26 protein-coding genes are annotated in these 26,403 nt (G+C 64.6%); 24 read left to right on the plus strand and 2 right to left on the minus strand.

What is annotated here, in order from left to right; genetic code table 11:
• Positions 1-26: 26 nt before the first annotated feature.
• Both rpoZ and AC07VL_RS16395 read left to right on the plus strand, forming a co-directional pair.
• Positions 27-230, plus strand: coding sequence for a DNA-directed RNA polymerase subunit omega (rpoZ, locus tag AC07VL_RS16390; protein WP_010400723.1), 204 nt, complete (start codon positions 27-29; stop codon positions 228-230).
• Positions 231-312: 82 nt separating this feature from the next.
• Positions 313-2,595 carry a RelA/SpoT family protein gene (locus tag AC07VL_RS16395; protein ID WP_494806794.1) on the plus strand — a complete coding sequence of 761 codons (2,283 nt, stop codon included), beginning with the start codon at positions 313-315 and terminating at the stop codon, positions 2,593-2,595.
• Between the two features lie 58 nt (positions 2,596-2,653).
• Here the strand turns inward: AC07VL_RS16395 and greB are convergent, their stop codons facing one another.
• Positions 2,654-3,220, minus strand: coding sequence for a transcription elongation factor GreB (greB, locus tag AC07VL_RS16400; RefSeq protein ID WP_494806795.1), 567 nt, complete (start codon positions 3,218-3,220; stop codon positions 2,654-2,656).
• A gap of 116 nt (positions 3,221-3,336) precedes the next feature.
• Between greB and AC07VL_RS16405 the strand changes: the two genes are divergently transcribed.
• The 12 genes from AC07VL_RS16405 to AC07VL_RS16460 all read left to right on the plus strand — a co-directional run bounded on the left by AC07VL_RS16405 (position 3,337) and on the right by AC07VL_RS16460 (position 16,277).
• On the plus strand, positions 3,337-3,924 hold the full coding sequence (locus AC07VL_RS16405) for a hypothetical protein (protein WP_494806796.1): 588 nt from the start codon (positions 3,337-3,339) through the stop codon (positions 3,922-3,924).
• A gap of 17 nt (positions 3,925-3,941) precedes the next feature.
• Positions 3,942-5,453, plus strand: coding sequence for a sensor histidine kinase (locus AC07VL_RS16410; protein ID WP_494806797.1), 1,512 nt, complete (start codon positions 3,942-3,944; stop codon positions 5,451-5,453).
• A gap of 23 nt (positions 5,454-5,476) precedes the next feature.
• A complete protein-coding gene (locus tag AC07VL_RS16415; protein ID WP_290604428.1) occupies positions 5,477-6,124 on the plus strand; it encodes a response regulator in 648 nt (215 codons plus the stop codon).
• A 224-nt stretch (positions 6,125-6,348) separates the two neighbouring features.
• Positions 6,349-7,920, plus strand: a complete 1,572-nt coding sequence (locus AC07VL_RS16420; protein WP_494806841.1) for a GGDEF domain-containing protein — start codon at positions 6,349-6,351, stop codon at positions 7,918-7,920.
• 384 nt (positions 7,921-8,304) lie between these two features.
• Entirely contained in the window at positions 8,305-9,777 is a 1,473-nt protein-coding gene (locus AC07VL_RS16425; protein ID WP_494806798.1) for a flagellin N-terminal helical domain-containing protein, read from the plus strand.
• Between the two features lie 84 nt (positions 9,778-9,861).
• Positions 9,862-10,230, plus strand: a complete 369-nt coding sequence (locus AC07VL_RS16430) for a flagellar protein FlaG (RefSeq protein WP_494806799.1) — start codon at positions 9,862-9,864, stop codon at positions 10,228-10,230.
• 252 nt (positions 10,231-10,482) lie between these two features.
• Complete coding sequence (gene fliD / locus AC07VL_RS16435; protein WP_494806800.1) at positions 10,483-13,164, plus strand: flagellar filament capping protein FliD; 2,682 nt, start codon at positions 10,483-10,485, stop codon at positions 13,162-13,164.
• A 22-nt stretch (positions 13,165-13,186) separates the two neighbouring features.
• The gene (gene fliS, locus AC07VL_RS16440) at positions 13,187-13,633 is read left to right on the plus strand and encodes a flagellar export chaperone FliS (protein ID WP_290604420.1); all 447 of its coding nucleotides are present in this window, start codon (positions 13,187-13,189) and stop codon (positions 13,631-13,633) included.
• Positions 13,634-13,636: 3 nt separating this feature from the next.
• Positions 13,637-13,963 carry a flagellar protein FliT gene (locus AC07VL_RS16445; RefSeq protein WP_494806801.1) on the plus strand — a complete coding sequence of 109 codons (327 nt, stop codon included), beginning with the start codon at positions 13,637-13,639 and terminating at the stop codon, positions 13,961-13,963.
• A gap of 26 nt (positions 13,964-13,989) precedes the next feature.
• Positions 13,990-15,186: a flagellar hook-length control protein FliK gene (gene fliK / locus AC07VL_RS16450; protein ID WP_494806802.1), complete on the plus strand. Its 1,197-nt coding sequence runs from the start codon at positions 13,990-13,992 to the stop codon at positions 15,184-15,186.
• Complete coding sequence (locus tag AC07VL_RS16455) at positions 15,179-15,505, plus strand: EscU/YscU/HrcU family type III secretion system export apparatus switch protein (protein WP_494806803.1); 327 nt, start codon at positions 15,179-15,181, stop codon at positions 15,503-15,505. Before fliK ends, AC07VL_RS16455 begins: the two co-directional genes overlap by 8 nt.
• 25 nt (positions 15,506-15,530) lie before the next feature.
• On the plus strand, positions 15,531-16,277 hold the full coding sequence (locus AC07VL_RS16460; protein WP_494806804.1) for a flagellar brake protein: 747 nt from the start codon (positions 15,531-15,533) through the stop codon (positions 16,275-16,277).
• A gap of 140 nt (positions 16,278-16,417) precedes the next feature.
• On the opposite strand, the gene fliE is transcribed toward AC07VL_RS16460, so the two are convergent.
• The gene (gene fliE, locus AC07VL_RS16465; protein WP_494806805.1) at positions 16,418-16,759 is read right to left on the minus strand and encodes a flagellar hook-basal body complex protein FliE; all 342 of its coding nucleotides are present in this window, start codon (positions 16,757-16,759) and stop codon (positions 16,418-16,420) included.
• Positions 16,760-17,056: 297 nt separating this feature from the next.
• Between fliE and fliF the strand changes: the two genes are divergently transcribed.
• From fliF to fliO, 10 genes are all read left to right on the plus strand, one after another.
• Positions 17,057-18,772 carry a flagellar basal-body MS-ring/collar protein FliF gene (gene fliF, locus AC07VL_RS16470; protein ID WP_494806806.1) on the plus strand — a complete coding sequence of 572 codons (1,716 nt, stop codon included), beginning with the start codon at positions 17,057-17,059 and terminating at the stop codon, positions 18,770-18,772.
• Positions 18,765-19,763 carry a flagellar motor switch protein FliG gene (gene fliG / locus AC07VL_RS16475; RefSeq protein ID WP_101482390.1) on the plus strand — a complete coding sequence of 333 codons (999 nt, stop codon included), beginning with the start codon at positions 18,765-18,767 and terminating at the stop codon, positions 19,761-19,763. Before fliF ends, fliG begins: the two co-directional genes overlap by 8 nt.
• A 43-nt stretch (positions 19,764-19,806) precedes the next feature.
• Positions 19,807-20,508 (plus strand): flagellar assembly protein FliH, encoded by a 702-nt coding sequence (locus AC07VL_RS16480; protein WP_494806842.1) that lies wholly within the window; start codon positions 19,807-19,809, stop codon positions 20,506-20,508.
• A gap of 89 nt (positions 20,509-20,597) precedes the next feature.
• Positions 20,598-21,914, plus strand: a complete 1,317-nt coding sequence (fliI, locus tag AC07VL_RS16485) for a flagellar protein export ATPase FliI (protein WP_494806843.1) — start codon at positions 20,598-20,600, stop codon at positions 21,912-21,914.
• Positions 21,915-21,946: 32 nt separating this feature from the next.
• Positions 21,947-22,387, plus strand: a complete 441-nt coding sequence (gene fliJ, locus AC07VL_RS16490) for a flagellar export protein FliJ (RefSeq protein ID WP_494806807.1) — start codon at positions 21,947-21,949, stop codon at positions 22,385-22,387.
• A 19-nt stretch (positions 22,388-22,406) separates the two neighbouring features.
• Entirely contained in the window at positions 22,407-23,654 is a 1,248-nt protein-coding gene (locus AC07VL_RS16495) for a flagellar hook-length control protein FliK (protein WP_494806808.1), read from the plus strand.
• A 186-nt stretch (positions 23,655-23,840) separates the two neighbouring features.
• Positions 23,841-24,353: a flagellar basal body-associated protein FliL gene (fliL, locus tag AC07VL_RS16500; RefSeq protein WP_290604400.1), complete on the plus strand. Its 513-nt coding sequence runs from the start codon at positions 23,841-23,843 to the stop codon at positions 24,351-24,353.
• Positions 24,354-24,359: 6 nt separating this feature from the next.
• Positions 24,360-25,346, plus strand: a complete 987-nt coding sequence (gene fliM / locus AC07VL_RS16505) for a flagellar motor switch protein FliM (RefSeq protein ID WP_034754035.1) — start codon at positions 24,360-24,362, stop codon at positions 25,344-25,346.
• A gap of 50 nt (positions 25,347-25,396) precedes the next feature.
• Positions 25,397-25,831 (plus strand): flagellar motor switch protein FliN, encoded by a 435-nt coding sequence (fliN, locus tag AC07VL_RS16510; RefSeq protein WP_034754038.1) that lies wholly within the window; start codon positions 25,397-25,399, stop codon positions 25,829-25,831.
• The gene (fliO, locus tag AC07VL_RS16515; protein ID WP_494806809.1) at positions 25,828-26,403 is read left to right on the plus strand and encodes a flagellar biosynthetic protein FliO; all 576 of its coding nucleotides are present in this window, start codon (positions 25,828-25,830) and stop codon (positions 26,401-26,403) included. The genes fliN and fliO overlap by 4 nt, the downstream gene beginning before the upstream one ends.

Here is a 26,403-nt window from a genome sequence, read left to right on the forward strand (position 1 = left end):
ACCACGCAAAAATTTTAGGAGTTACTATGGCCCGTATCACAATCGAAGATTGCCTGAAGCAGATCCCTAACCGTTTCCAGCTGACCCTGGCTGCGACCTATCGCGCACGTCAGTTGCTGCAAGGCCACACCCCCAAGGTGGAAGCCAAGGACAAGCCTACCGTTGTCGCACTGCGCGAAATCGCTGCCGGTAAAGTCGGCATCGAAATGCTGAAAAAGGTCCCGATGTAATTGGGAGCCCGCGTGCCGGAACAGTGCTGACCCCTGGTTCTACCGTATCCTTTATTCACACTGTGAAGCAACGCGACGTTTTATGAGTCTGACCCCAGCCGACACGACTTCCGCAGCACTGCCGCCCCTGGCCCCGCGCCAGGCGGCAAAATCGCAGGGCGCTAGCGCGCCCGGCACCGGCACGTCCGCTGGGACCGCCTCCGCAGCACCGCCAGCGCCCGCCCTCGGCGTCGCCTCCGTCAGCCACCTGGCCGACAAGCTGGCCGAATACCTGTCTCCCGCCGACCTGAAAAAAGTCAAGGAAGCCTACCGCTTCTCCGACGAAATGCACCTGGGCCAGATGCGCCGTTCGGGCGAGCCGTACATCTCGCATCCGATCGCCGTCGCGGAAATCTGCGCCGACTGGAAGCTCGACGCGCAAGCCATCATGGCCGCCCTGCTGCACGACGTCATGGAAGACCAGGACGTCAAGAAGGAAGAATTGATCGAGCGCTTCGGCGCGCCCGTGGCGCACCTTGTCGATGGCCTGTCGAAGCTGGAAAAGATCGAATTCCAGAGCCAGATCGAGGCGCAGGCGGAAAACTTCCGCAAGATGCTGCTGGCCATGGCCTCCGACGTGCGCGTGATCCTGATCAAACTGGCCGACCGCCTGCACAATATGCGCACCCTGGACTTCATGACGGCCGCGAAAAAGCGCCGCATCGCCAGCGAGACCATGGAAGTGTACGTGCCGATCGCGCACCGCCTCGGCCTGAACAATATCTACCACGAGCTGCAGGACCTGTCGTTCTCGCACCTGTACCCCATGCGCTACCGCACCCTGGCGAAAGCCGTCAAGGCGGCGCGCGGCAACCGGCGCGAAGTGGTCAACAAGATCATGGAAGCGGTGAAGAGCACCCTGTCCATGGCCGAGCTCGAGGCCGAAGTCACGGGCCGCGAAAAGACCCTGTACGACATCTACAAAAAGATGCGCAACAAGCACTTGTCGTTCTCGCAAGTGCTGGACGTGTACGGCTTCCGCGTGGTGGTGGGCAGCTTTGCCGACTGTTACGTGACCCTGGGCACCCTGCACAGCCTGTACAAGCCCATGCCGGGCAAGTTCAAGGATTACATCGCGATCCGCAAGCTGAACGGCTACCAGTCGCTGCACACGACCGTCATCGGTCCCTACGGCACGCCCGTCGAATTCCAGATCCGCACGCAGGAAATGCACCGCACGGCCGAATCGGGCGTGGCGGCGCACTGGCTGTACAAGAGCGGCGAATCGAACCCGTCCGACCTGCAGCAGCGCACGCATGCGTGGCTGCAATCGCTGCTCGACATCCAGCAGCAGACGGGCGACTCGGCCGAATTCCTCGAACACGTCAAGGTCGACCTGTTCCCCGATTCCGTCTACGTGTTTACGCCGAAGTCGAAGATCATCGCCCTGCCGCGCGGCGCCACGGCCATCGACTTCGCCTACTCGATCCACACGGGCATCGGCGACCAGACCGTGGCCGTCAAAATCAACAACGAAACCTCGCCCTTGCGCACCGAGCTGCACAATGGTGACATCGTGGAAATCATCACCGATTCCTCGTCGCGCCCCAGCCCGACGTGGCTGTCCTTCGTGCGCACCGGCAAGGCCCGCTCGGCCATCCGCCACCATTTGCGCACGATCAACCTGCCCGAATCGATCGCCCTGGGCCAGCAGCTGCTGTCGCAGGCGCTGCAGACGCTGAACATCGACGCCGACCTGCCGGCGCCGCTGGTGGAGCGCCTGCTCAACGAGTCGAGCGCCAATTCCATGGACGAGCTGTACGCGGACATCGGCATCGGCAAGCGCATGGCCACGCTGGTGGCGCGCCACATCTTCGGCCTGATCGGCGGCGAAGCGGCCAGCATGCCCGTGGAACACAACAGCGGCAGCGAACTGGACCCCGTCACCATCTGCGGCAGCGAAGGCGTCTCCGTGCAACTGGCGCCGTGCTGCCTGCCGATACCCGGCGACCAGATCATCGGCCAGCTGCGCCGCGACCAGGGCTTGCTCGTGCACACGAGCGACTGCTCGCAAGCGAAGCGCCAGCGCGCCAAGGAACCGGACCGCTGGATCGCCGTGCGCTGGGGAACCGAACTGAACCGTCGCTTCGACTGCCGCATCAAGGTCTTGATCAACAGCGAGCGGGGCATCCTCGCCCGCGTGGCAGCCGAAATCGGCGAATCGGACGCCAACATCATCTACGTGGGCATGGACGAAGACAAGGACAACGTGCTCGACCAGCTGCGCTTCACCGTGCAGGTGAAGGACCGCGTCCACCTGGCCGCCCTGCTGCGCAATGTGCGCCGGGTCGCCGGGGTGAACCGGATACTCCGGGAGCGCAATTAAAAAAAAACGGCTGGCCAGATTCTCTGCCCAGCCGTTTTTTCATGCCGCGAGCATCAGCTCAAGTTTCCCCCGGCGCCGGATACGTCACTTCCAGCAACTCCAGTTCCTGCTCGCCCTGCGGCGTGTTGAGGGTGATCACGTCGCCTTCGCGCGCCTTGGTGATGGTGCGGGCCATGGGCGAGATCCAGCTGATCTTGCCGTTCAGCGGGTCGAATTCGTCGATGCCGACGATGGTGATGGTGTGCGTTTCGCCGTCGCTGGTGCGGTAGGTAACCGTGGCGCCGAAGAACACCTGGTCGTTGCCATGGTGCACGCTGGGATCGACGATGGCGGCCAGGTCCATGCGCTTGGTGAGGAAGCGGATGCGGCGGTCGATTTCGCGCAGGCGCCGCTTGCCGTAGATATAGTCGCCATTTTCCGAGCGGTCGCCATTCGACGCCGCCCAGTGGACGATGCGCACCACTTCCGGACGGTCCACGTCGATCAGCTGCAGCAGCTCTTCCTTGATGCGCTGGTAGCCGGCCGGCGTGATGTAGTTCTTCGCGCCGGCGGGAATGGCCAGCGCCAGGGCGGCCGCTTCCTCATCGTCGTCGTTGTCGGATTCTTTTACAAAGGCTTTATTCATGCGTCTATTGTAGCCCTGCCAGGCGCCTGCCGGCACACGGCAAGCAGGGGCAAGCGGGCTTTTTTGACGTATCATCGGGGCAAGGGCGGCCATCCCGCGCCGCCGCACGGAGACGGATGAAAAAATTCTACCGATTCAGGCGCTGGCTGTTCGCGCCGCTGGTCTACCTGGCCGCCATCTTCCTGCTCGTCGAGGAATGGCTGTGGGCGACGGGCGCGCGCATCATGCAGGTGGTGGCGCAGTTCCCGCCCCTGCATGCCCTGGAAGCATGGATCAAGCGCCTGCCGCCCTACTGGGCGCTGGCCATCTTCGTGCTGCCGGCCGTGCTGCTGTTCCCCGTCAAGCTGCTGGCCCTGCTGGCCATCGCGCGCGGCCATGCGTTTTCCGGCATCGGCGTGATCGTCATCGCCAAGCTGGGCGGCGCGGCCGCCGTCGCGCGCCTGTATTCGCTCACGCGCCCCACCCTCCTCAGCCTGCCTTGGTTTGCCCATTGGCATGGCCTGTTCATGGAAACCAAGGACCGCTGGATCGGCCGCCTGCGCGCCACGCGCCCGTGGCGCCGCGTCAGCCGCTTGTCGGCCGCCCTGGGCCGCGCCCGCCGCGCCTGGTGGCAGCGCTTGCGCAAGGGCACGCCGGGCCGCCATAATTCCCGTCCGGCAAGGGTGCTGCGCCGTTTTGCCGCCTTCTGGCGCGCCCGCCGCTGATGAAGAAAGGCCAACCCATGCACGACACTCCCCGGCTGGCGGACGCCATGCGCGCCGCGGCGGCAGAAATCTACCTGTACGACGCGGCCAGCCTGCAATTGCTGGACGCCAACGATGCCGCCTGCGCCAACCTGCACTACGCGCGCGCCGAATTGCAGGCGATGACGGTTTTCAGCCTGGCGCCGCAACTGGAAGCGCCCCGGCTGGCCGCCGTGCTGGCGGGCCTGGACGACGCCATCGGTGCGCAAGCCCGGCTGCACCTGCAGCAGCAGCGCCGCGATGGCGGCCTGTATTCGCTGTCGCTGCAGCTGTCGCGCGCCAGCCGCCAGGGCCGCGCCCTGATCCTGGCCGTGGCGGAAGACTTGCGCACGCCGCAGGCGACGGCCGCCGCCCTGGCGCAGGTGCAGTCGCGCTTCAACGCCATCGTCTCGAATACGCCCGGCCTCGTGTACCAGTTCTGCCTGCATGCGGATGGACGGGCGTCCTTTGCCTACCTGAGCGATGGCTGCCAGGCCCTGCTGGGGCTGGGTCCGGCGCAGCTGCATGCCCACCCGGAACTGTTCTTCCAGCTGATCCTCGCCGATGACCGCGCCTCCTACCTGGACTCGATGCTGGCGTCGAAGGCTGCCCTGTGGAGCTGGAACTGGGAAGGCCGCATCTGGGTCGATGCCTGGAAAGACGTGAAATGGATCAACCTGCGCTCCACGCCGCGCGCGCTGGCCGACGGCACGGTGCAGTGGGAAGGCATCATGACGAACATCACGGAAAGCCGGCTCGAGCAGATCGAGGTGCGCCAGTCGCGCGCCCGCCTGGCCGAGCTGACGGCGCATATCGACAAGGTCAAGGAGCACGAACGCACGCGCCTGGCGCGCGAACTGCACGATGACCTGGGCGGCAATCTGACGGCGATCAAGATGGCCCTGGCCATGCTGACGCGGCGCCTGCCGCCGGACGACCCGCTGCTGCAGGAAAAGGCCGACTATGTCGATGCGCTGGTCGACCGCAGCATCGACGCCGTGCACCGCATTTCGCTGGACTTGCGCCCGTCCATGCTGGACCTGGGCCTGGTCGCCGCGCTGGACTGGCAGGTGAAGGAATTCGCGCGCCAGGCCGGCATCGAATGCCAGTTCATCTCGAACCGCCAGCACATCGAGCTGGAACTGGACCAGGCCACCAGCCTGTTCCGCATCGCCCAGGAGGCGTTGACGAATATCGCCAAGCACGCGCGGGCCGGCAAGGTGAGCGTGCGCCTGGCCCGCCAGCGCCAGCAGCTGCGCCTGACGATCGCCGACGATGGCGTGGGCATGCGCCTGTCCGACCGCGCCAAGCCGCAATCGTTCGGCATCCGCGGCATGGCCGAGCGCGCCAGTGCCCTCGGCGGCGTCCTGAGCCTGATGGACGGGCCGGACGGCGGCACGGTCCTGAGCATAAAAATCCGTCTGTCCACGCCGCGAGAGGCGATAATAGCGGCTGCAGCCAGCGCGCCAGCGCACAGCGAACCGCCGCAAGACCCTGGCTGGCGCGAGTGATTCAGATAGGAAACAACGTAGTCATGAAAGAAAAAGCCACCATCCGGGTATTCATCGCCGACGATCATGCGATCGTGCGCGAAGGCTTGAAGCAGATCCTCGCCGACACGAAAGACATCATCGTGGCCGGCGAGGCAGAAAACGGCCACGACGCCATCAAGCTGTTCCGTGGCTCGAAATGCCAGGTGTTGCTGCTCGACATCTCCCTGCCCGACCGCAGCGGCATCGACGTACTCAAGCAGATCAAGAAGGAAAAGCCGGAACTGGCCGTGCTGATGCTGTCCATGCACCGCGAAGACCAGTACGCCATCCGCTCGCTCAAGGCGGGTGCCGCCGGCTACCTGACCAAGCAGAGCGCGCCGCGCGAGCTGGTCACGGCCATCCGCCAGGTCGCGGGCGGCCTGAAGTACATCAGCGCCTCGCTGGCCCAGGAACTGGCCAATACGGTGGGCGAAGACCATGAAACGGCGCTGCACGACACCTTGTCGGACCGGGAATACCAGACCCTGGTGATGATTGCCTCGGGCAAGGCCGTCGGCGCCATCGCCGAGGAACTGAAATTGTCCGTCAAGACCGTGAGCGAATACCGCGCCCGCCTGCTGGTCAAGATGAAGCTCAAGAACAGCGCCGAACTGACGCATTACGCCATCCGCAACCAGCTGGTGGATTGACGCCACGGCGGGCGCCGGCAGGCGCCAAGGCGGCATGCGCGCTGGCATCTGGCGAATTGGGCGCACTTCTCCGTGCTTCTCGCACAATAAGTTCTTTGCCAACTCGCATATCATGGGGATAATTAGAATATATCTAAAAAGGCTTTGCCTACATGTCCAGTAAATTGCCATCTTCGCCAGCAAACGCACCCGCTGGCGCCACGAATACCACCGGCGCCGCACCGATGAATCCGGCCGATATCGCCCGCGAAGCCTTTCGCCGCCTGGCGACGCGGCGCATCGCCCCCACGCCGGGCGCCTACCGCGACATCTACAATGAAATCGCCGGCATCACCGAAGCCGCCGACACGCCGGCCGCCCCCGCCGCCGTGCTGGCCGCCAGCGCCCCGCTGGACGGCGGCGCGGAAAATGTCCTGACGCAATTTGCCGCCAAGATGAGCGAATCGGCAGGCGAGCTGGGCGACTTTGGCCGGCGCTTCCAGCGTGCCCTGAAGGCGCGCGACTGGGACAGCTATGCGCGCACTCTGGCGCAGCTGGCGGAAAGGCAAGTCAAGAAAGGCGGCGGCATCGAATTACCGCCCCTGCCGGACGGCGAACAGACGCGCACCCTGCGCGAATTGCTCAGCCGCACCCTGGGCTTTGCCGTCGCCACCCTGCTGACGGGCACGCCCGCGCTGGTGGAAGAGGCCGAATCGCTGGGCGCCGCCATCAAGCAGGCGCACACGGAAGAGGCGCTGAACGAAGCGGCCCTGCGCCTGAAGCAGCTGTGCTACCAGATCGAATTGAAGAGCGGCGACACGGCCGAGCAGCAGGAACTGCTGCTGCGCCTGTTCAAGTTGTTGCTGGACAACGTCAGCCAGCTGCTGGACGACGACAGCTGGCTGCGCGGCCAGGTCGACGCCGTGCAAAACCTGATCGCCGGCCCGCTGGACCAGCGCGCGCTGGAAGACGCCACGCGCAGCCTGAAGGAAGTCATCTACAAGCAGGGCCAGCTCAAGCACAGCCTGTCCGACGTCAAGCTGACGGTCAAGAACATGATGATGACCTTCATCGACCGCCTGGGCCAGGTGGCGGCCAGCACGGGCGACTTCCACGAAAAGATCGGCGGCTATTCGGAAAAGATCAGCCAGGCGGAAAACATCAGCGAACTGAACAGCGTGCTCGACGAAGTCCTGCGCGAAACGCGCATGGTGCAGAACGAAGCGTTGCGCGCACGCGACAAAATGGTGCTGGCGCGCCAGGAAGTGCAGGATGCGGAACAGCGCATCCACACCCTGGAAGCCAAGCTGCAGCATATGAGCGAACTGGTGCGGGAAGACCAGCTGACAGGCAGCCTGAACCGCCGTGGCCTGGACGACGTGTTCGAGCGCGAAACGGCCCGCTCGGACCGCCGCGGCACGCCCCTGTGCATCGCCATGCTGGACCTGGACGACTTCAAGCGCCTGAACGACACCTATGGCCACCTGGCCGGCGATGCGGCGCTGAAACATCTGGTGAAGATCGTCAAGGAAACCCTGCGCTCGATGGATGTCATCGCCCGCTTTGGCGGCGAGGAATTCCTCATCCTGCTGCCGGAAACGACGGTCGACGCGGCCGCCTCGACGATGACCCGGCTGCAGCGCGAGCTGACGCGCCACTTCTTCCTGCACGACAACGAGAAAGTGCTGATCACCTTCTCCGCCGGCGTGGCCCTGCGCCACCCCAACGAAGACCAGGCCGAACTGGTCAAGCGCGCCGACCGCGCCATGTACCAGGCGAAACAGACGGGCAAAAACCGCGTGGTGGTGGCGGACTGACCTCCCTCCGGCACCGCCCGCATGCCGTCCCGCCGCCAGGCCGGACGGCATTTTTCATGCAGCCTTGCCCGGCAAGGCCGGCGCGCGCCGCACGAAACATACCAAAAACACAATTTGTCTGCGCATGCCATCGTTCCCGGCCCGTTGCGGCCCGGCGAAAATAAAATTATTTTTTCCCTCAAGTTTCCGAAAAACATGTCGTCTAGCGCGCGGCGCACCACAAACTGAAGGGCTGAAAAATAAAATTTAAAGCGTTTTTCGCCATAAATTTTCCCGCAGAGCAACCGTTACCCTAAACAACAGCGGCTTGATTGTCCCGGAACAGCGGGGCAGGCCAAAGTGACTAGCACATAGCGCAATGTAGTACCTGTCTGGAGAATTAACATGGCTGCAGTAATTAACACCAACATCGCTTCCCTGAACTCGCAACGCAACCTGTCGACCTCGCAATCGGCGCTGAGCACCTCGCTGCAACGCCTGTCCTCCGGTCTGCGTATTAACAGCGCCAAGGATGACGCTGCTGGTCTGGCGATTTCCGACCGCATGACGTCGCAAATCCGCGGCATGACCCAAGCAACCCGCAATGCAAACGACGGCGTCTCGCTGGCCCAGACGGCCGAGGGTGCACTGTCGAGCTCGGGCGACATCCTGCAACGTATCCGCGAACTGGCCGTGCAATCGTCGAACGCCACCAACTCGTCGAGCGACCGTCAGGCGCTGCAGACCGAGGTAGGCCAGCTGAGCTCGGAACTCAACCGTATCGCCCAAACCACCTCGTTCAACGGCCAGGCGCTGCTGGACGGCACCATGGGCACGGCCAACTTCCAGGTCGGCGCCGATGCCAACCAGCTGATTTCGGCCAGCGGCTCGAACTTCCTGACCAACACCTACGGTAACAACCGTACCGCCAACGATTCCGTGCAGGCGGCTGCCGCCACCACCATCGTGGGCGGCAAGGACATCGTCGTCAACGGTTCGCTCGGTTCGGGCACCTACACGACCGTCGCCGGCGACAGCGCCAAGGCAATCGCCGCCGGCATCAACGGCCAGACGGCCAAGACCGGCGTGACGGCGGAAGCCCGTACCGACGTGGCACTGACCCTGGGCGTGGAATCGTACTCGCTGTCCCTGAAATCGGATAACGCGAACGCCGTGGCCATTTCCTTCTCGGTGGGCGGCACGGCAACGACGGCCAGCGACTTTGCCGCAGGCATCAGCGCCATCAATGCGCAAACGGCCAATACCGGCGTGACGGCACAGTACGATTCCGTCAACAAGGGCATCAAGCTGACCAACGCTACCGGCAACGACATCACGGTCAACAATACGGCCGCCACCGCCAACACGATCCTGGGCGTCGGCACGTACAAAACCGATACGGCAACGACGAAAGACGTGCCAACGGCTGCAGGCGGTTTCTCGATCGCTGGCGTCGCCGGTACGGCAGTTGCCAACGGCCGCGTCATTTTCGACTCGCCGAAGAGCTTTGAAGTCAAGGATGCAGGTTCGGGCCTGGCCCTGACCGGCACCTCGAAGCTGAACGCCGTATCGTCGCTGGACGTGACCACGTTCGACGGCGCGCAGCTGGCACTGAAAATCGCCGACTCGGCCCTGGCCACGGTGAACAGCCAGCGCGCTCAGTACGGTGCTCTGCAATCGCGCTTCTCGTCGGCGATCTCGAACCTGCAATCGACCACGGAAAACCTGTCCTCGTCGCGCAGCCGCATCGTCGATACCGACTTTGCTGCAGAAACGGCCAGCCTGACCCGTGGCCAGATCCTGCAACAAGCTGGTACCGCCATGCTGGCGCAAGCAAACTCGCTGCCGAACGGTGTCCTGAGCCTGCTGCGCGGCTAATCCCCGATTAGCCTCGCTACATCGCTGGACTCAGGTTCCCCTGCCGAATTTTTTCGGCAGGGGAATTTTCACTAGGAGAGCACCATGACTATCGACGCGATAGCGGCCGCCTCCGCGGCCAGAGTTGAGAAAAGTTACTCGACGGACACACCGACTGCACGTCCCGTGCCGGCGCGCGCAGCAACGGCTGCCGAGCAGGCGGGCCAGGCAGAAAAAAACCGGGAACCCAGCCGTGATCAATTACACAAGGCCGTTTCCGAGCTGAATCAGTCGCCGCAAATCAAGACCCAGGGCCTGGAATTTTCCATCGACGAAGATAGCCAGCGCACGGTGGTCAAGGTGATTGATCAGGAAACAAAAGAAGTCCTGCGGCAGATACCGACCAAGGAAGCCCTGGAAATTGCCAAGTCGTTCGAATCGGCCAAGGGCAACCTCATCAGCCAGAGCGCCTGAAACATGCCCTCGCTGCATGCAGGGCCGCCACCGCACCGCAAGCACCACCACGGGATCCGCCGGTAAGCACCGTCGGGTCCCTGTTTTTTTTGCGCGCCCCGCAGCGGGCAGCGGCCGCGCCTGTCCACGCCCTGCGCCCCTTTGCCCGGCCATCCCGGCGCCGCGCTGAAAACAGGGGCCTAAATCCCCCTCTCAAGTCCTGATTGATTCTGCCGATAACAGCTTATATTAATGTTTTCCTAGGAGCATTCAGTGGCTATCTCACCAACCTTATCATCCCCGGGTATCGGCGCCGGCGCCAGCGGCCTGGATGTGAACGCCATTATCGACAAGCTGATGAATGCGGAATCGATGCCGCTGGCTACCTATGACAAGAAAACAGCATCGTACCAGGCCAAGCTGAGCGCCATGGGCACCCTGAGCGGCGCGGTCAGTGCCTTCCAGGGCTCGTTGACGGGCCTGAGCAATACGTCGAGCTTCCGCGCCGTCAGCGCCACGCCGGGCGACCTCACGGTCCTCACGGCATCGGCCGGCGCCAAGGCCGTGCCCGGCAACTACAACATCAACGTCACCCAGCTGGCCCAGTCGCAGACCTTGACCTCGGGCGGCATGGCGAACAAGCTGTCGACGATCGGCAGCGGCGCCAAGACGACCATTTCTTTCCAGCTCGGTTCCTTGAGCGGCGGCAACTTCGGCGTGGTGGGCAGCAGCCTGTCCAGCGGGACCATGCTCAACGGCATCAGCAACGGCTCGCTGGTGATCAACGGCACCGCCATTCCGACGGACAGCGGCACCAAGAGCGCGCGCGCCCTGGCCGACGCCATCAATGCCAAGAGCAGCACCACCGGCGTGACGGCCACGGCACAGCCAACCGCCAGCAGCGCCGGCCTGTTCAGCGGCTTCGGCAACGTCTCCACGGGCGCCGACGGCACGTATGCGCTGTCGGTCGGCGGCATCGAGATCGTCACCCAGGGCAATGGCGTCGCCGGCGGCGCCGGCATCACGGCGGCCTCGCTCGATACCACGCTGGAAGGCCCGAACGCTGTCTCGAACGCGCTGGCGGCCGCCAACATCACCGTCAGCGGCAAGGCCGCCGACGGCACCCTGAAGTTCACCCGGGCGGACGGCTCCAACCTCAACATCGAGGAAGTCGTCACGGGCGACGTCCAGGGCGGCATCGGCCATGCGGCGGGCGTGACGACGGATGGCTCGAATGCGACCTTCGGCAGTTCGGTGACGCTCAGCTCGGGCAATGCCAGCCCCATCGCCGTGACCGGCAGCAATCCGGCCGCCGCCGGCCTCACGGCAGGCTCGGGCGGCGCCTACATGGGCACCTCGTTCGCCCAGGACGGCACGCAAGCGACAGGGTCGGTGGTGATCGACGCCACCAACAACAGCTTGCAGGGCATCCGCGACGCCATCAACAACGCCGGCCTGGGGGTCACGGCCAGCATCGTCTCCGACGGCAGCGACAACCCGTATCACCTGGTATTGAGCTCGACCAAGACGGGCGCCAATTCGGCCATGAAAATCACCCTGTCGGCCGCCGCCGGCCAGCCCGTGGACCAGGCCCTGAGCGACTTGCTGTCCTATGACCCGGCCGGCGTGCAGAACCTGAAGCAGAACAGCGCCGCGCAGAATACGGCCCTGAGCGTCAACGGCATCCCGATCACCAGCAGCTCCAACAATATCGATACGGCCATCGAGGGCGTGACGTTGAACGTCATCAAGGTGGGCAGCACCTCGATGTCCGTTGCCAAGGACACCTCGACCGTCAAGACCAGCATCAATGCCTTCGTCAAGGCCTACAACGACCTGAACGCGTCGATTTCCAAACTGACGGCCTACGATCCGGAAACCAAGAATGCGGGCGTGCTGGTGGGCGACTCGACGGCGCAATCCATCCAGAGCCAGCTGCGCCGCCAGCTCAGCAGCTCCATTTCCGGCCTGAGCACCAGCCTTACCACCTTGAGCCAGGTCGGCATCTCATTCCAGAAGGATGGCAGCCTGGCCCTCGATAGCGGCAAGCTCGACAAGGCAATCAGCAGCAACTTCACCGACATCGGCGGCCTGTTCGCGGCGCTCGGCAAGACGACGGACAGCACGGTGTCGTTCACCAGCTCGACGGCCGCCACCAAGCCCGGCACCTATGCGCTGGTGGTCAGCACCATGGCCAGCCAGGGCAGCCTGAAGGGTAGCGCGCCCCTGGGCGCCTCGACGACCATCGCCAGCGACACCACCTGGAGCGTGACCCTGAACGACAGCGACCCGTCGTCGCCGAAGAACACGGCAACGGTCACCGTGCCGGCCGGCACCTACTCGCAGAAGGAGCTGGCGACCTTGCTGCAATCGTCCATCAACGGCGTGAAGGCCTTTTCCGATACCGGCTCGACCGTGGCAGCCTCCGTCGAAGCGGACGGCAGCCTGAAAATCGCCTCGGCCCGCTATGGTTCCGTGTCGAACTTTTCCCTGGCCAGCCTGACGGGCACGCCCGTTTCCGATCTGTTCGGCACGGCGACATCGGAAAAAGGCAAGGATGTCGCCGGCACGCTGGGCGGCCAGCCCGTCGTCGGCTCGGGCCAGACGCTGACCGGCGCGCCCGGCTCGGCGACGGAAGGCCTGAAGGTCGAGATTACGGGCGGCACGGTCGGCGAACGGGGCACGGTCAGTTTTTCCCAGGGCTATGCTTATCAGCTGAACAACCTGGCGACCTCCTTCCTGGGCACCGACGGCATCCTCACCAACCGCAGCAAGGGGATCAACGACAGCATCAAGGACGTGGCGACGCAGCGCGACAAGTTCAGCTCCAAACTCACCGACATCGAAGCGCGCTACCGTGCGCAGTTCACGCGGCTCGACGTCACCCTGAGCAGCCTGCAAAGCACGCAAACCTATTTGACCCAGCAGCTGGCCGCCATCGCCGCCAACCGCTAAGCCCAATCATCAGGAGAATCACATGTTTGGAACCCAACAACGCGGCGTCAACGCCTATGCCAAGGTCGGCCTGGAAACGGGCATCGTCTCGGCGTCGCCGCACAAGCTGATCGTGATGCTGTACGACGGCGCCCTGGTGGCCGTGCTCAGCGCGCAGATGCACATGAAATCGGGCAACGTGCCGGAAAAAGGCAAGGCCATCTCGCGCGCCATCCAGATCATCGACAATGGCTTGCGCGCCAGCCTGGACAAGGAAGTGGGCGGCGAGATCGCCGAAAACCTGGACGCCCTGTACGAATACATGGGCGCGCGCCTGCTGGCGGCCAACCTGAACAACGATATCACCGTGCTGGAAGAAGTGCAGCGCCTGCTGACCGACTTGCGCGAAACCTGGAACGCCATTGGTTCCACGCCCGCCGCCACCCCTGGCGCCGACCTGAAACGTATGCCCAGCCTTGCGAGCGCCTGATCCATGATGACGAATCAAGAAGTCCTGACCACCTACGAAGCCATGCAAGCCCTGACGGGCCAGATGGTCACCGCCGCCACGAATGCCGACTGGGACCAGCTGGAAGTGCTGGAGCAGCGCATCAGCGCGCATGTGGCCGCCCTGAAGGCGAACGAGGAAAAAGTCGTGCTGGAAAGCGCCGGCCGCCTGCGCAAGGTGGCGCTGATCAAGCAGATCCTCGAAGACGACCGCAAGATCCGCGACCTGACCATGCCGTGGATGGCGCAATTGTCCAAGCTGATCAATAGCACCGGCACCGAACGGCGCCTGGCCAACGCCTACGGCGTCTAAGCGCCCGCCGGCGAGGGCGAGCCAGCATGCTGCCGAAGATGGACGCCATCGGCATGACGCCCTTGACCCCGATCAAGGGCACGCGCCCGGCCGATACCGTCGCCGACCCGCGCCAGGCCGAATTCCAGCGCTCGCTGCAGGGGCTGATCGGCAAATCCATGCAGGGACAGGTGCTGGCCCGCATGGGCGACGGCAGCTATCTCGTGCGCGTGGCCGGCACGCCGGCCCGCATGCAGCTGCCCGCCGGCGCCCAGCCGGGCGCGGAAATCCCGCTGACCTTGATCGGCATCAATCCCCGCCCCTCCTTTCAAATCGGCAATGCCCGCGACCAGGCGCCCCATCCCCTGCTGACCTACGCGGACGCCGAAGCGGAACCGGAGGCGGCCGCGGCGCGCGGCGCCCAGGCCGGTGCGGCCCAGGCGGGCACGCGCGCCAGCAGCGCGGCCGCCACCCTGCTCGGCCGGGCACCGCTGACGCCGGCCAACCTGCTGCCCGACCTGGCCGGCGACACGCCCGCGCCCGAGCTGAGCACGACGGCGCGCGCCATCAGCAGCGTGCTGGTGCAGGCCGAGAGCGTGCCCGGCGCGCCCCTGTCGCTGGTCGGCAAAGCCGCGCTGATGGCCTCGCCCGGCGCCGACCCGGCCGGCGTGGCGCAAAAGCTGCGCGATGCCGTCGCCAGCAGCGGCCTGTTCTATGAATCGCACGTGGCCGAATGGGCCGAAGGCAAGCGCCCGCTGGCCTCGCTGCTGCTGGAACCGCAGATGCAGCGGGCCGCCCAGGGCGACGCGGCCCGCACGGGCACGGACCTGGCGGCGGCACAACTGATCAATTTGCAGCTGCATACGCACGAGCAGGCGCGCGTGCAGTGGCAGGGCGAAGCGTGGCCCGGCCAGCAGATGCAGTGGGATATCAGCCGGGATGCGCCGGAAGGCCAGCAGCAGGACGGCGCGGAAGCGGACGAGGCGACGGCCTGGCGCAGCAGCGTGCGCTTCCAGTTTCCCCTGCTGGGCGACCTGGCCGCGCAAGTGGTGCTGCAGGGCGGGCGCGTGGCCATCCAGTTGCAGGCCGGCAGCGAGGACAGCGCCGCCACCCTGCGCCAGCATGCGGCGCGGCTGGAAGCGGCGCTGGATGCGGCCGGCTGGCCCCTGACCTCCCTGAGCATCGCCGGCAAGCCGGACGCGGCAGCGGCACCGCCTGCGGCGCCGGGAGACGACGATGCTTGACGACAGCAAGCGCAAGGTGCCGCAGACGGCCGTCGCTCTGGCCTACCAGAGCGGCACGCCGGCGCCCAAGGTGGTCGCCAAGGGCAGCGGCCTGATCGCCGAGCAGATCATCAGCACGGCGCGCGAACACGGCGTCTTCGTGCATGAATCGAAGGAATTGGTGGCGCTGCTGATGGATGTGGACCTGGACCGCCAGATTCCGCCTGGCCTGTATCGGGCGATTGCGGAACTGCTGGCCTGGTTATATCATATTGAATCTGCGAATGGCGGGCCGATCCCGCCGCCGCCCGACACCAGCGCACTTTCCACCGATACATAGACAGGCATCAATGCAAGCACATATTATGGATTCCGGCCTCGAAAACTGGCATGACTTTGAAGTGGAATCGCGGCGGGAAATCATCGCCTTGCTGCGCAGCATCAGCGAAAAGAACCAGCTGATCCGCATGCTGATCCACGGCGAATCCGATGTGTGCGTCACCTCGATCCTGGAAGTCGATGCCGAACGCAACACCGTCATCCTCGACCGCTCCGTGAATGCCGACCAGAACCGGCGCATGGTGGCCGCCACGGGCATCTCGTTTGAAACCTCGCTCGACAAGATCCGCATCCTGTTCGCCAGCGCCCTGGTGGAAGAGTGCAACTATGGCGGCACGCCGGCCCTGAAGATTGCCGTACCGGAAACCCTGATCCGCCTGCAGCGGCGCGAGTTTTACCGCATGACGACGCCCGTCAGCAATCCCGTGCGCGTCTCGATTCCCCTGCCGCCCTCGCTGGGCGGCGCCGACACCCTGTTCCCGCTGGCCGACATCAGCTGCGGCGGCATCGCCATCCTCGACAATAAATTGATGCTGGGGGAAACCATCGGCAGGGACTATCCCGGCTGCCGCATCGACTTGCCCGACGTCGGCATCGTCACGGCGACTTTGCAGATCCGCAACTCGCTGGACATGACATTGCTCAACAATAAGCTGAACCGCCGCCTCGGCTGCCAGTTCGTCGACTTGCCGCGCAGCATGCTGGCGCACGTGCAACGCTACATCACGCGGCTGGAGCGCGAGCGCAATGCGCGCATGGCTGGACTGGGTTAATTCAATCCAGAGTCAAAGCTTAACGTTTCGCCAAAGCGTAGCGAGCGGCGATGATTTGCGGCCGAGACGCGCAGCTGTACTGAAGTACAGCAAGCATCGCAGGCCGCAAAGGGCGCCGCGCAGTAGCTTTGGTGCGACGTTTACACCTGCATGTTCATGATTTCATGATACGCCGACACTAATTTATTGCGCACCTGCACCGTCGCCTGGAATTCGATGCTGGACTTCTGCATCGACACCATCACGTCCGACAGGCTGACCTTGTCGTCGCCCATGGTAAAGCGCTTGCCCAGGTTCGACGATGCCGTTTGCGAGGCGCTGACGGAGTCCAGCGCGCCCTTGAAGGCATCGGCGAAGTTCACCTTGGCCGCCGGGGCCTCGGTCTGGATCGCGGGGACTTTCGCCTCCGGCCGCGTGGCCGCCGACTTCAGTTGCGCGATCATCGCCTCGATCCTGCTGCTATCGATACCGCCTGTTTTCACCTTGCCTCCCGATACTTGTGCGTTTCATCACTGTTCCATGCGTGTTGCTTCCAGAGAACAAAACCCTGGCCAGCAAGGCAACGGCGGGTACAATAACTTCCGTCACACGCTGCCAGGGTTCCACAATACCAGCGCCAGCGCCAGCCGCTCGGCCGAGCAAGCGGCAAAAGCACCTTCTGTTTGGACGATTGAAGCGCGTGACAGTGGCGGATAATTCTGCCTATCGCCCCTCCTCCCGAGGATGCGGCCGCCACGCATCACCCCATACCGTCAAACCACGCGCCCTGGAAGGCAATCATGGCTGTAGCCGAAGAAATCGATGTAAACCGCATACCACCGGAACCGGCGCCTGCCCGTTCGCCCGTGGAATCCGTGCAAGCCTTCGCCAAGACGCCGATGGGCAAGAATTTCCTGCGCGGCCTGGGCGTGGCGGCGCTGATCGCCATCGGCGTGGCCCTGTACATGTGGAACCAGCCGCCCGAGTACAAGGTGCTGTTTTCCAACTTCACGGACCGCGACGGCGGCGCCATCACGGCCTCGCTGGACCAGCTGGGCATCAAGCACAAGTTTTCCGAAGGGGGCGGCGCCATCCTCGTGCCATCCGAGCAAGTCCACGATGCGCGCCTGAAACTGGCCGCGCAAGGCTTGCCGAAAGGCGGCAACGTGGGCTTCGAGCTGATGGAAAACCAGAAGCTGGGCGTGTCGCAGTTCCTGGAACAGGTCAATTTCCAGCGCGCGCTGGAAGGCGAGCTGGCCAAATCCATCGAATCGGTGTCCGCCGTCGATACGGCGCGCGTCCACCTGGCCCTGCCGAAACCGTCCGTCTTCGTGCGCGAACAGCAAAAACCGACGGCCTCCGTGCTGCTGAACCTGCATCCGGGCCGCGGCCTGGACCAGCTGCAAGTGAGCGCCATCGTGCACCTGGTGGCGTCCAGCGTGCCGGAATTGCTGCCAATCAATGTCACCGTGGTGGACCAGGCGGGCAACCTGCTGTCGAACCAGGAAAAGGACAAGGACCGCGCCAACGGCGTGAAAAGCCTGGACCCGAACCAGTTGAAATACGTGCAACAGTTGCAGCAAAGCGTGATCAAGCAGGTCGAATCGATCCTGCTGCCCATCGTCGGCGAAGGCAATGTGCGCGCCGAGGCGACGGCGGACGTGGATTTTTCGCAAAGCGAGCAGGCAGCCGAAACCTACAAGCCGAACTCGCCGCCGGAAGCGTCCACCATCCGCAGCCAGCAGACGAGCGAATCGACGGGCGCCGGCAATGCCAACCCGTCCGGCGTGCCCGGCGCGCTGTCGAACCAGCCGCCCGGCGTGGCCACGGCGCCGCTGACGGCCGAGGCGCCGGGCGCGCCGGCCGGCGCACCGACGGCGCCCACGCAAAAGGAATCGACGACCAATTATGAAGTCGACAAGACCGTGCGCTACGAACAGAAATCCATGGGCGGCCTGCGCCGCCTGTCCGTGGCCGTCGTCGTCAACTACCGCCGCAGCATCGGCAAGGATGGCAAGGTCACCGTCACGCCGATTTCCCCTGCCGAAATGGTCCAGATCAATAACCTGGTCAAGGAAGCGATGGGCTACAACAAGGAGCGCGGCGACAGCTTCAGCGTGGCCAATTCGCCGTTCGATGGCATCGACCGCGCGCCGGAAGGCAAGCTGGAGTGGTGGCGCGACCCCGCCAACTTGCCGCTGGCCAAGGAACTGGCAAAATTCCTCATCACGGCCCTGATCCTGCTGTATATCTTCATCAAGATCGTGCGCCCGATGCTGCGCCCCGTGATGCGCAAGATCGACGATTTCGGCGCCCCGCCGCCGGCCGTCGAGCCGGAACTGGTGAAATCCGAGGATGAAAACGAGGTCCTGCTCAGCGAAGCGGAACTGGAAGAACTGGAAGAAGACACGGCGCGGGGTTACCGCGAGAACCTGGCGATGGCCAAGAAACTGGCGCAGGAAGACCCGCGCGTGGTGGCCAACGTGATCAAAGCATGGATAGGCAATAATGACTGAGACAACGGGATTGCAAAAAGCATCCATCCTGATGCTGGCGCTGGGCGAGAGCGAAGCGGCCGAAGTGATGAAATTCCTCGGCCCCCGCGAAGTGCTGAAGCTGGGCGCCGCCATGGCCACCATGAAGGGCATCGCGCACGAGCAGGTGGTCGAGGTGCTCGACGACTTCCGCTCGCAGACGGAGCTCAATTCCACCGTCGGCCTCGATTCGGACGAATACATCCGGCAAGTCCTCACCAAGGCGCTGGGCGACGACAAGGCCTCCGTGCTGCTGTCGCGCATCCTGGGCGGCAAGGACGCGTCCGGCATCGAATCGTTGAAATGGATGGATTCGCAATCCGTGTCCGAGCTGATCCGCAACGAGCACCCGCAGATCATCGCCACCATCCTCGTCCACCTGGAGCGCGACCAGGCCTGCGAAATCCTCGGCCATTTCACGGACCGCCTGCGCAACGACGTGGTGCTGCGCATCGCCACCCTGGACGGCGTGCAGCCGGCCGCCTTGCGCGAACTCAACGACGTGCTGACAAAGTTACTTTCCGGCAACGAGAACATCAAGAAATCGTCGCTGGGCGGCGTGCGCGCCGCAGCCGAGATCCTCAACTTCATGAGCGGCGAGCAGGAAGGCTCCGTCATGGACAATATCAAGAACTACGACAATGACATGGCGCAAAAGATCATGGACGAAATGTTCGTGTTCGACAACGTGATCGATATCGACGACCGCGGCATCCAGCTGCTGCTGCGCGAAGTGCAGTCGGAAATGCTGATCATCGCCCTGAAAGGCGCCTCGCAGGAGTTGCGCGACAAGATCTTCAAGAACATGTCGCAGCGCGCCGGCGAGATGATGCGCGAAGACCTGGAATCGAAAGGCCCCGTGCGCCTGTCGGAAGTGGAATCGCAGCAGAAGCAGATCCTGCAGATCGTGCGCCGCCTGGCGGACGAAGGGCAGATTGTCCTAGGCGGAAAAGGCGAGGATTCGTTTGTCTAATTTAATTCCCAAAGAGCAACAAACCGCCTACCAGCGCTGGGAAATGACCTCGTTTGGCGACGAGCGCCCCAGCGTGGTGGCGGCGCGCAAGCTGCTGGAACCGGAACCCGAGCCGGAAATCGATCCCTTTGCCGAGCTGCACGAGGAAGAGCTGGCGCCGCCCCTGGAATACCCGACGCAGGAAGAACTCGACGCCATCCGCCAGGAAGCGCGCGCCACCGCCTTCGAGGCAGGCCGCGCCGAAGGCTATGCGCAAGGCCATGCGGCCGGGCATGCGGATGGCCACGCACAGGCGTACGCGGAAGGCAAGGCGGCATCCGGCGTGGAACTGGCGCACCTGCAGACCATCGCCGTCGACTTCGGCACGGCCGTGCAGCAGGCCGACGAACTGATCTCCCATGAAGTGATGGAACTGGCCCTGCAGCTGGCCAAGGGCATGCTGAAGACGGCCCTGCCCGTGCGTCCCGAGCTGATGCTGCCCATGGTGCGCGAAGCCATCGAGTACTTGCCTGTACTGCAACAACCGGCCTTGCTGATGCTCAACCCGGACGATGCGCAAGTGGTGCGCGACGGCATCGGCGACGAGCTCGACAAGGGTGGCTGGAGAGTCATCGAAGACCCCGGCGTGGAGCGCGGCGGCTGCAAGATCGACACGGCCAGCAACCAGATCGACGCGCAGACGTCCACCCGCTGGCAGCGCCTGATGCATGCGCTGGGCAAGGACCTGGACTGGCTGGCGCCGTGAGCGAACCCGTCAAAGGTCCGGCGGCCCATGCGGCGCGCTGGCGCGCCTACCTGAACGACTGCACGGCCGTCGTCGGCTTCGTCGAACCGATGCAGGTGTCGGGCCGCGTCACGCGCGTGGCAGGCCTGGTGATGGAAGCGGTGGGCCTGCGCCTGGCCGTGGGCGCCGCCTGCACCGTGCCCCTGCCCAATGGCGGCCGGGTCGAGGCGGAAGTCGTCGGTTTCGAGGGCGACCGCCTGTTCCTGATGCCGCAAAGCGACGTCGAGGGCATCGTCCCCGGCACGCGCGTGTTTTCCGTCGAACCGGCCATCCCCCGCCCGGGCAGCGTGGCGCACCCGCGCCGCCGCCCCAGCGACCGCGCGCGCCACCTGCCCGTGGGGCCGCAATTGCTGGGCCGCGTGCTCGACGGCGCAGGAAGGCCGCTGGATCAATTGGGTCCGCTGCACACGGTCGACAGCGCCCCCATCAACGTGCGCCCCGCCAATCCCCTGGGCCGCGCGCCCATCGTCGATACGCTCGACGTGGGCGTGCGCTCGATCAATGCCATGCTGACCGTGGGCCGTGGCCAGCGCATGGGCCTGTTCGCCGGTTCCGGCGTCGGCAAGAGCGTGCTGCTGGGCATGATGGCCCGCTACACGGAAGCGGACGTCATCGTCGTCGGCCTGATCGGCGAACGGGGCCGCGAAGTGAAGGAATTCATCGAGCAAATTCTCGGCGCCGAAGGCCTGGCCCGTTCCGTCGTCGTCGCCGCGCCGGCCGACACGCCACCGCTGATGCGCCTGCAAGGGGCCGCGTATGCGACGGCGATCGCCGAATACTTCCGCGACCAGGGGCAGAACGTGCTCTTGATCATGGATTCGCTGACGCGCTACGCCATGGCACAGCGCGAAATCGCCCTGGCCATCGGCGAGCCGCCCGCCACCAAGGGCTATCCGCCGTCCGTCTTCGCCAAGCTGCCCGTGCTGGTGGAGCGGGCCGGCAATGGCGAGGAAGGCGGCGGCTCGATCACCGCCTTCTACACCGTGCTGACGGAGGGCGACGACCAGCAGGACCCGATCGCCGACTCGGCGCGCGCGATTCTCGACGGCCATATCGTGCTGAACCGCCGCCTGGCCGAGGCGGGCCATTATCCCGCCATCGACATCGAACAGTCGATTTCGCGCGCCGCCCACTCCATCACCTCGCACGAGCACCAGCAAAAGGCCCGCAAGCTGAAACAGCTGTATTCGCGCTATGAACGCAGCCGCGACCTGATCAGCGTGGGCGCCTACAGCGCCGGCACTGACCCCGTGCTGGACCAGGCCATCGCCCTGCATGAAAAGATCGAAGCCTTCCTGCAGCAGCAGATCACGGAGCGGGTCAGCATGGACGAGAGCTTGGGGCAACTTACCGCTCTATTCGACTGATTGGGGCTTGCACACGGGGAATATAATCAGCCATGGCCTCTCCTTCCCAACTTGCCACCCTGATCGACCTTGCCCAGCGTGAAACGGACGACTGCGCCAAGCGCCTGGGCGCGGCCCTGAAAGCGCTCGACGATTGCCGCCAGAAGCTCGACATGCTGACCGGCTACCGCGACGATTACGCGCAGCGCTTCGAAACGACCATGAGCAGCGGCATCACGCCCATGGCCTACCGCAACTTCCAGGCCTTCATGCTCAAGCTCGACAGCGCCATCCTGGGCCAGCAGCAAGTGGTCGAGCATGCGCAGGCGCGCAGCGAGAATGAAAAGCTGCGCTGGCAGGATGCCGAACGCAAGCGCATGTCCTACACCACGCTGAACAACCGGGCGCAGGAACAGGCCCTGAAGCTGGAAAACAAGCGCGATCAGAAGGCAATGGATGAGCACGCGGCGAGACTGGCCTATTACAAACGCTAAGCAACACTGAGGCAACACCATGCAAACCCAGCCAACCCCAATTTCCCAGATTGTCTCGCCGAACGCCACGCCGGGTCCAGCCAACCGCAGCCAGCCGCCCGCCGGCAGCGGCGATGGCGACTTCCAGCGCACCCTGAACCGCCAGCTGGAACAGCGGCAGGCGAGCCGCACGCAGGCGCAGACGCAGGCGGCCCGGCCGCCAGCGAACACGCCGGCACCGGCGGCCACGCCCGCGCCCGCCGCCAGGACGCCCGGCAGCGACGCCAGACCGGCCGAGCAAGCCACGCAGGACAGGCAGGCGGCGTCCGCCAGCGAAACGGCCACGCCGGCCGCCAAGGATGGCGTCCCGGCCGAGGAAAGCGAAGCGGCCGCGACGACGGCGCAGAAGCCGGCCGATCCGGCCGCCGAGATGCTGGCCCTGGTGGGCAGCATCCAGCTGGCCATGCAGTCGCCGGCCACCGCCAGGCCGGCCGGGGAACTGGCGGCGCGCAGCGGCGTCAAGGCCGACGGCAAGAGCCTGGCGGCAACCCAGTTGCTGGCTGCAGGCCAGAGCAACGGCAAGGCGGGCGCCGCGCCTGCGGACAGCGGCGACTTTGCCGCCAGCCTGGGCCAGGCCCAGGGCAAGGCGGCTGCCACGCAGCTGGCGGGCGGCAAGGCCGAAGCGAGCAAGCTGGCCATCGACGCCCAGCTGGCCGCCACCGCCAAGGCTGGCACGGCCGTGGCCGAACCGCTCCTCAAGGAAACACCGGCCGACCTGAGCCGCCTGGCGGCCCAGTTGCAGCCGGCCGCGCTGCAGCAGGCGGCAGCGGCGGCGGCCGTGCCCACGGACAAGCTGGCCGGCCGGGTCGGCACGCCCGCCTGGGATCAGCAGCTGGGGCAGAAAGTCGTGTGGATGGCGGCCGGCGGCGACCAGAGCGCCACCCTGACCCTGAATCCGCCCGACCTCGGTCCCGTGCAGGTGGTCCTGACGGTCACCAACGACCAGGCCGATGCGGCCTTCATGTCGGCCCAGCCGGAAGTGCGCCAGGCGCTGGAAGCGGCCATGCCGCGCCTGCGCGAAATGATGAGCGACGCCGGCATCGCCTTCGGCAGCGCCACGGTCTCGGCCGGCACGCCGGAACAGCAAGGCGAGGGCAGCCGTGAAGCGTCCGGCGGCCGGCGTGGCGGCGGCCAGCACGGCGGCGTTTCCAGCGGCGAGATCGCCATCGCCCCGGCGACGGGCACGCGGGGCCGGGCCACCCTGGGCGCCGTGGACACGTTTGCCTAGAGGCAATTCGTCGCCCGCAGGCCACAGCGGCACCTTGCGCTGGAACTTTTCATGCAGAAACATCGAGTTGAGGGCGCTTCGTCCCTCTTTTCGCTGCATCCTTCTGCGCAGAATTTGCCGATAATGACATAATGGCGTCGTGATCCACTTCCATGCACTCGAGTACCATTGAAAGCAAATCCAAAAATGAAAGCAGATCCGAAAGCAGATGCAGCCCTGGCACCGGCCGGCGCGTCAAAAAAGAAGCTTCTGATCATAGTGCTGGCGTCGGTGCTGGTCGCCGGCGGCGTCGGTGGCGGTGCGGCCTGGTATTTCCTGCATGGCAAGGCCGACAAGGAAGACAGCGCGCCCAGCAAGAAAAAACACGCGGCGTCCAAGGCCGGTCCGCCCGTCTTCGTGCCCATCGATGCCTTCACCGTCAACCTGCAGCCGGAAAATGGCGAGCAATACCTGCAGATCGCTTTCACCTTGCAAGCGAGCAGTCCGGAAGAAATGGACTTGATCAAGCTCAACATGCCCAAGGTGCGCAGCCGTTTGCTGTTGCTGCTGTCTGGCAAGAAAGCATCGGAACTCAATACCGTGGAAGGCAAGCAGCAACTGGCGGCCGAAATCATCGGCCAGGTCAACCAGCCGTTCGAGGACAAGGGGCCGGAGCAGGACGTGACGGACGTATTATTTACCGCATTCATCATTCAATAAGCAGCCATGGCCGATAATTTCCTCTCCCAGGAAGAAGTCGATGCCCTTCTGAAGGGCGTCAACGGAGACCAGGACGACGCGCAGGCGCCGGAAGACGTCACGGGAGTTCGCACCTACAACCTGGCGACCCAGGAGCGCATCGTGCGCGGCCGGATGCCGACGTTGGAAATTATCAACGAACGCTTCGCCCGCTTGCTGCGCGTAGGCCTGTTCAACTTCCTGCGCCGCAGCGCGGAAGTGTCCGTCGGTTCCGTGCGCGTATCCAAGTACAGCGAATTCATCCGCAACCTGGTGGTGCCGACCAATTTGAACCTGGTGCACATGAAGCCGCTGCGCGGCACGGCCCTGATGGTCTTCGATCCGGGCCTCGTGTTCCTGCTGGTGGACAACCTGTTCGGCGGCGACGGCCGTTTCCACACGCGCGTCGAGGGCCGCGACTTTACGCAGACGGAGCAGCGCATCATCCTGCGCATCCTCGACATCGTCTTCGAGGCCTACACCAAGTCGTGGGAGCCGGTCTTCCCCGTCGAGTTTGAATATATCCGTTCAGAAATGAACACGCAGTTCGCCAACATCGCCACGCCGAACGAGGTGGTGGTGGCGTCCACGTTTACGGTGGAACTGGGCTCCGTTTCCGGACAAATCCACTTCTGCATGCCGTATTCGATGATCGAGCCGATCCGCGATTCACTCACCTCCAGCCTGCAGGGCGAGGCGCTGGAAGTGGACAAGCGCTGGATCCGCCTGATGACGCAGCAGATCCAGATCGCCGAAGTGGAACTGGTGGCCTCGCTGGGCACGGCCCGCGTCTCGTTCGACGAGATCCTGAACATGAAGGTGGGCGACATCATTCCGCTGAATATTCCCGAACTGATCGCCGCCACCGTCGACGGCGTGCCCGTGATGGATTGCACGTATGGCGTGTTGAACGGACAATATGCATTGAAGGTGGAGAAACTCCTCGCCAATGCCGATAACATGAACAACCATTAAGAAATATACGGGCCGTGCTGCGGCCCGCATCCGTACAACAGGAGAAACACATGTCTGACAACCAAGACGACCAAAGCGCGGAAGACGATTGGGGCGCGGCCATCGCCGAGCAGGCCAAGGCCGAAGCGGAAGCGCTGCAGAACCAGGCCGCCAATACGGCCAGCGCGGCCAGCGCCGCCGTGTTCAAGGACTTTTCCAAGCAGGCGTCGAAGTCGGAAACGCACAACGATATCGATTTCATCCTCGATATCCCCGTGCAGCTGACGGTCGAGCTGGGCCGCACCAAGATCGCCATCAAGAACCTGCTGCAACTGGCACAGGGTTCCGTGGTCGAGCTCGACGGCCTGGCCGGCGAGCCGATGGACGTGCTGGTCAACGGCTGCCTGATCGCCCAGGGCGAGGTGGTGGTGGTGAACGACAAGTTCGGCATCCGCCTGACCGATATCATCACGCCTTCCGAACGCATCCGAAAATTGAATAAATGAAGCCTGGCCTGTTGATTTCCACCGTGCTGCCGCTCCTGGCGGCATGCAGCATTGCCCTGGCAGCGCCCGCGTCGGCGCCTGTACCAGCTTCGGCCCCGGCCGAAACGGCGGTGGCCAGCGCCGCTGCCGAGGTCGTTGTTGAAAAAGCCGCGGCGGTCCCCGCGCCCGCCGCCACCCTGCCCGCCATGCCGCCGGGCGCGCCGATGACGATGGCACCGGCGACCTCGGCCGGCAGCCTGCTGCAGACCATTGTTGCCCTCGTCTTCGTGCTGGCCCTGCTGATCGGCCTGGCCTGGTTCATGAAGCGCTACGGCCCGAAAGCCATGGGCGGCAACGCCCGCATGCGCGTCGTCAGCTCGCTCAACCTGGGCGGGCGCGAACGCATCGTCCTCGTCGAAGTGGCCGACCAGTGGATCGTCGTCGGCGCCTCGCCCGGCCGCGTGAATGCGCTGGCGACGCTGCCGCGCCAGGAAGGCGACGTGCCGCCGCTGGCCGCCGCGCAGAACGGCCCTGCCGCCGCCAACTTTTCCGAGTGGCTGAAACAGACCATCGAAAAACGCAATGGAAAATAA

The sequence above is a fragment of the Janthinobacterium sp. GW821-FHT03C08 genome (genome assembly GCF_059420905.1).

Coding starts and splice junctions, on each gene's coding strand:
- rpoZ (WP_010400723.1), top strand. CDS start 27: ATGGCCCGTATCACAATCGAAGATTGCCTGAAGCAGATCCCTAACCGT.
- AC07VL_RS16395 (WP_494806794.1), top strand. CDS start 313: ATGAGTCTGACCCCAGCCGACACGACTTCCGCAGCACTGCCGCCCCTG.
- greB (WP_494806795.1), bottom strand. CDS start 3,220: ATGAATAAAGCCTTTGTAAAAGAATCCGACAACGACGACGATGAGGAA.
- AC07VL_RS16405 (WP_494806796.1), top strand. CDS start 3,337: ATGAAAAAATTCTACCGATTCAGGCGCTGGCTGTTCGCGCCGCTGGTC.
- AC07VL_RS16410 (WP_494806797.1), top strand. CDS start 3,942: ATGCACGACACTCCCCGGCTGGCGGACGCCATGCGCGCCGCGGCGGCA.
- AC07VL_RS16415 (WP_290604428.1), top strand. CDS start 5,477: ATGAAAGAAAAAGCCACCATCCGGGTATTCATCGCCGACGATCATGCG.
- AC07VL_RS16420 (WP_494806841.1), top strand. CDS start 6,349: ATGAATCCGGCCGATATCGCCCGCGAAGCCTTTCGCCGCCTGGCGACG.
- AC07VL_RS16425 (WP_494806798.1), top strand. CDS start 8,305: ATGGCTGCAGTAATTAACACCAACATCGCTTCCCTGAACTCGCAACGC.
- AC07VL_RS16430 (WP_494806799.1), top strand. CDS start 9,862: ATGACTATCGACGCGATAGCGGCCGCCTCCGCGGCCAGAGTTGAGAAA.
- fliS (WP_290604420.1), top strand. CDS start 13,187: ATGTTTGGAACCCAACAACGCGGCGTCAACGCCTATGCCAAGGTCGGC.
- AC07VL_RS16445 (WP_494806801.1), top strand. CDS start 13,637: ATGATGACGAATCAAGAAGTCCTGACCACCTACGAAGCCATGCAAGCC.
- fliK (WP_494806802.1), top strand. CDS start 13,990: ATGCTGCCGAAGATGGACGCCATCGGCATGACGCCCTTGACCCCGATC.
- AC07VL_RS16455 (WP_494806803.1), top strand. CDS start 15,179: ATGCTTGACGACAGCAAGCGCAAGGTGCCGCAGACGGCCGTCGCTCTG.
- AC07VL_RS16460 (WP_494806804.1), top strand. CDS start 15,531: ATGGATTCCGGCCTCGAAAACTGGCATGACTTTGAAGTGGAATCGCGG.
- fliF (WP_494806806.1), top strand. CDS start 17,057: ATGGCTGTAGCCGAAGAAATCGATGTAAACCGCATACCACCGGAACCG.
- fliG (WP_101482390.1), top strand. CDS start 18,765: ATGACTGAGACAACGGGATTGCAAAAAGCATCCATCCTGATGCTGGCG.
- AC07VL_RS16480 (WP_494806842.1), top strand. CDS start 19,807: ATGACCTCGTTTGGCGACGAGCGCCCCAGCGTGGTGGCGGCGCGCAAG.
- fliI (WP_494806843.1), top strand. CDS start 20,598: ATGCAGGTGTCGGGCCGCGTCACGCGCGTGGCAGGCCTGGTGATGGAA.
- fliJ (WP_494806807.1), top strand. CDS start 21,947: ATGGCCTCTCCTTCCCAACTTGCCACCCTGATCGACCTTGCCCAGCGT.
- AC07VL_RS16495 (WP_494806808.1), top strand. CDS start 22,407: ATGCAAACCCAGCCAACCCCAATTTCCCAGATTGTCTCGCCGAACGCC.
- fliL (WP_290604400.1), top strand. CDS start 23,841: ATGAAAGCAGATCCGAAAGCAGATGCAGCCCTGGCACCGGCCGGCGCG.
- fliM (WP_034754035.1), top strand. CDS start 24,360: ATGGCCGATAATTTCCTCTCCCAGGAAGAAGTCGATGCCCTTCTGAAG.
- fliN (WP_034754038.1), top strand. CDS start 25,397: ATGTCTGACAACCAAGACGACCAAAGCGCGGAAGACGATTGGGGCGCG.
- fliO (WP_494806809.1), top strand. CDS start 25,828: ATGAAGCCTGGCCTGTTGATTTCCACCGTGCTGCCGCTCCTGGCGGCA.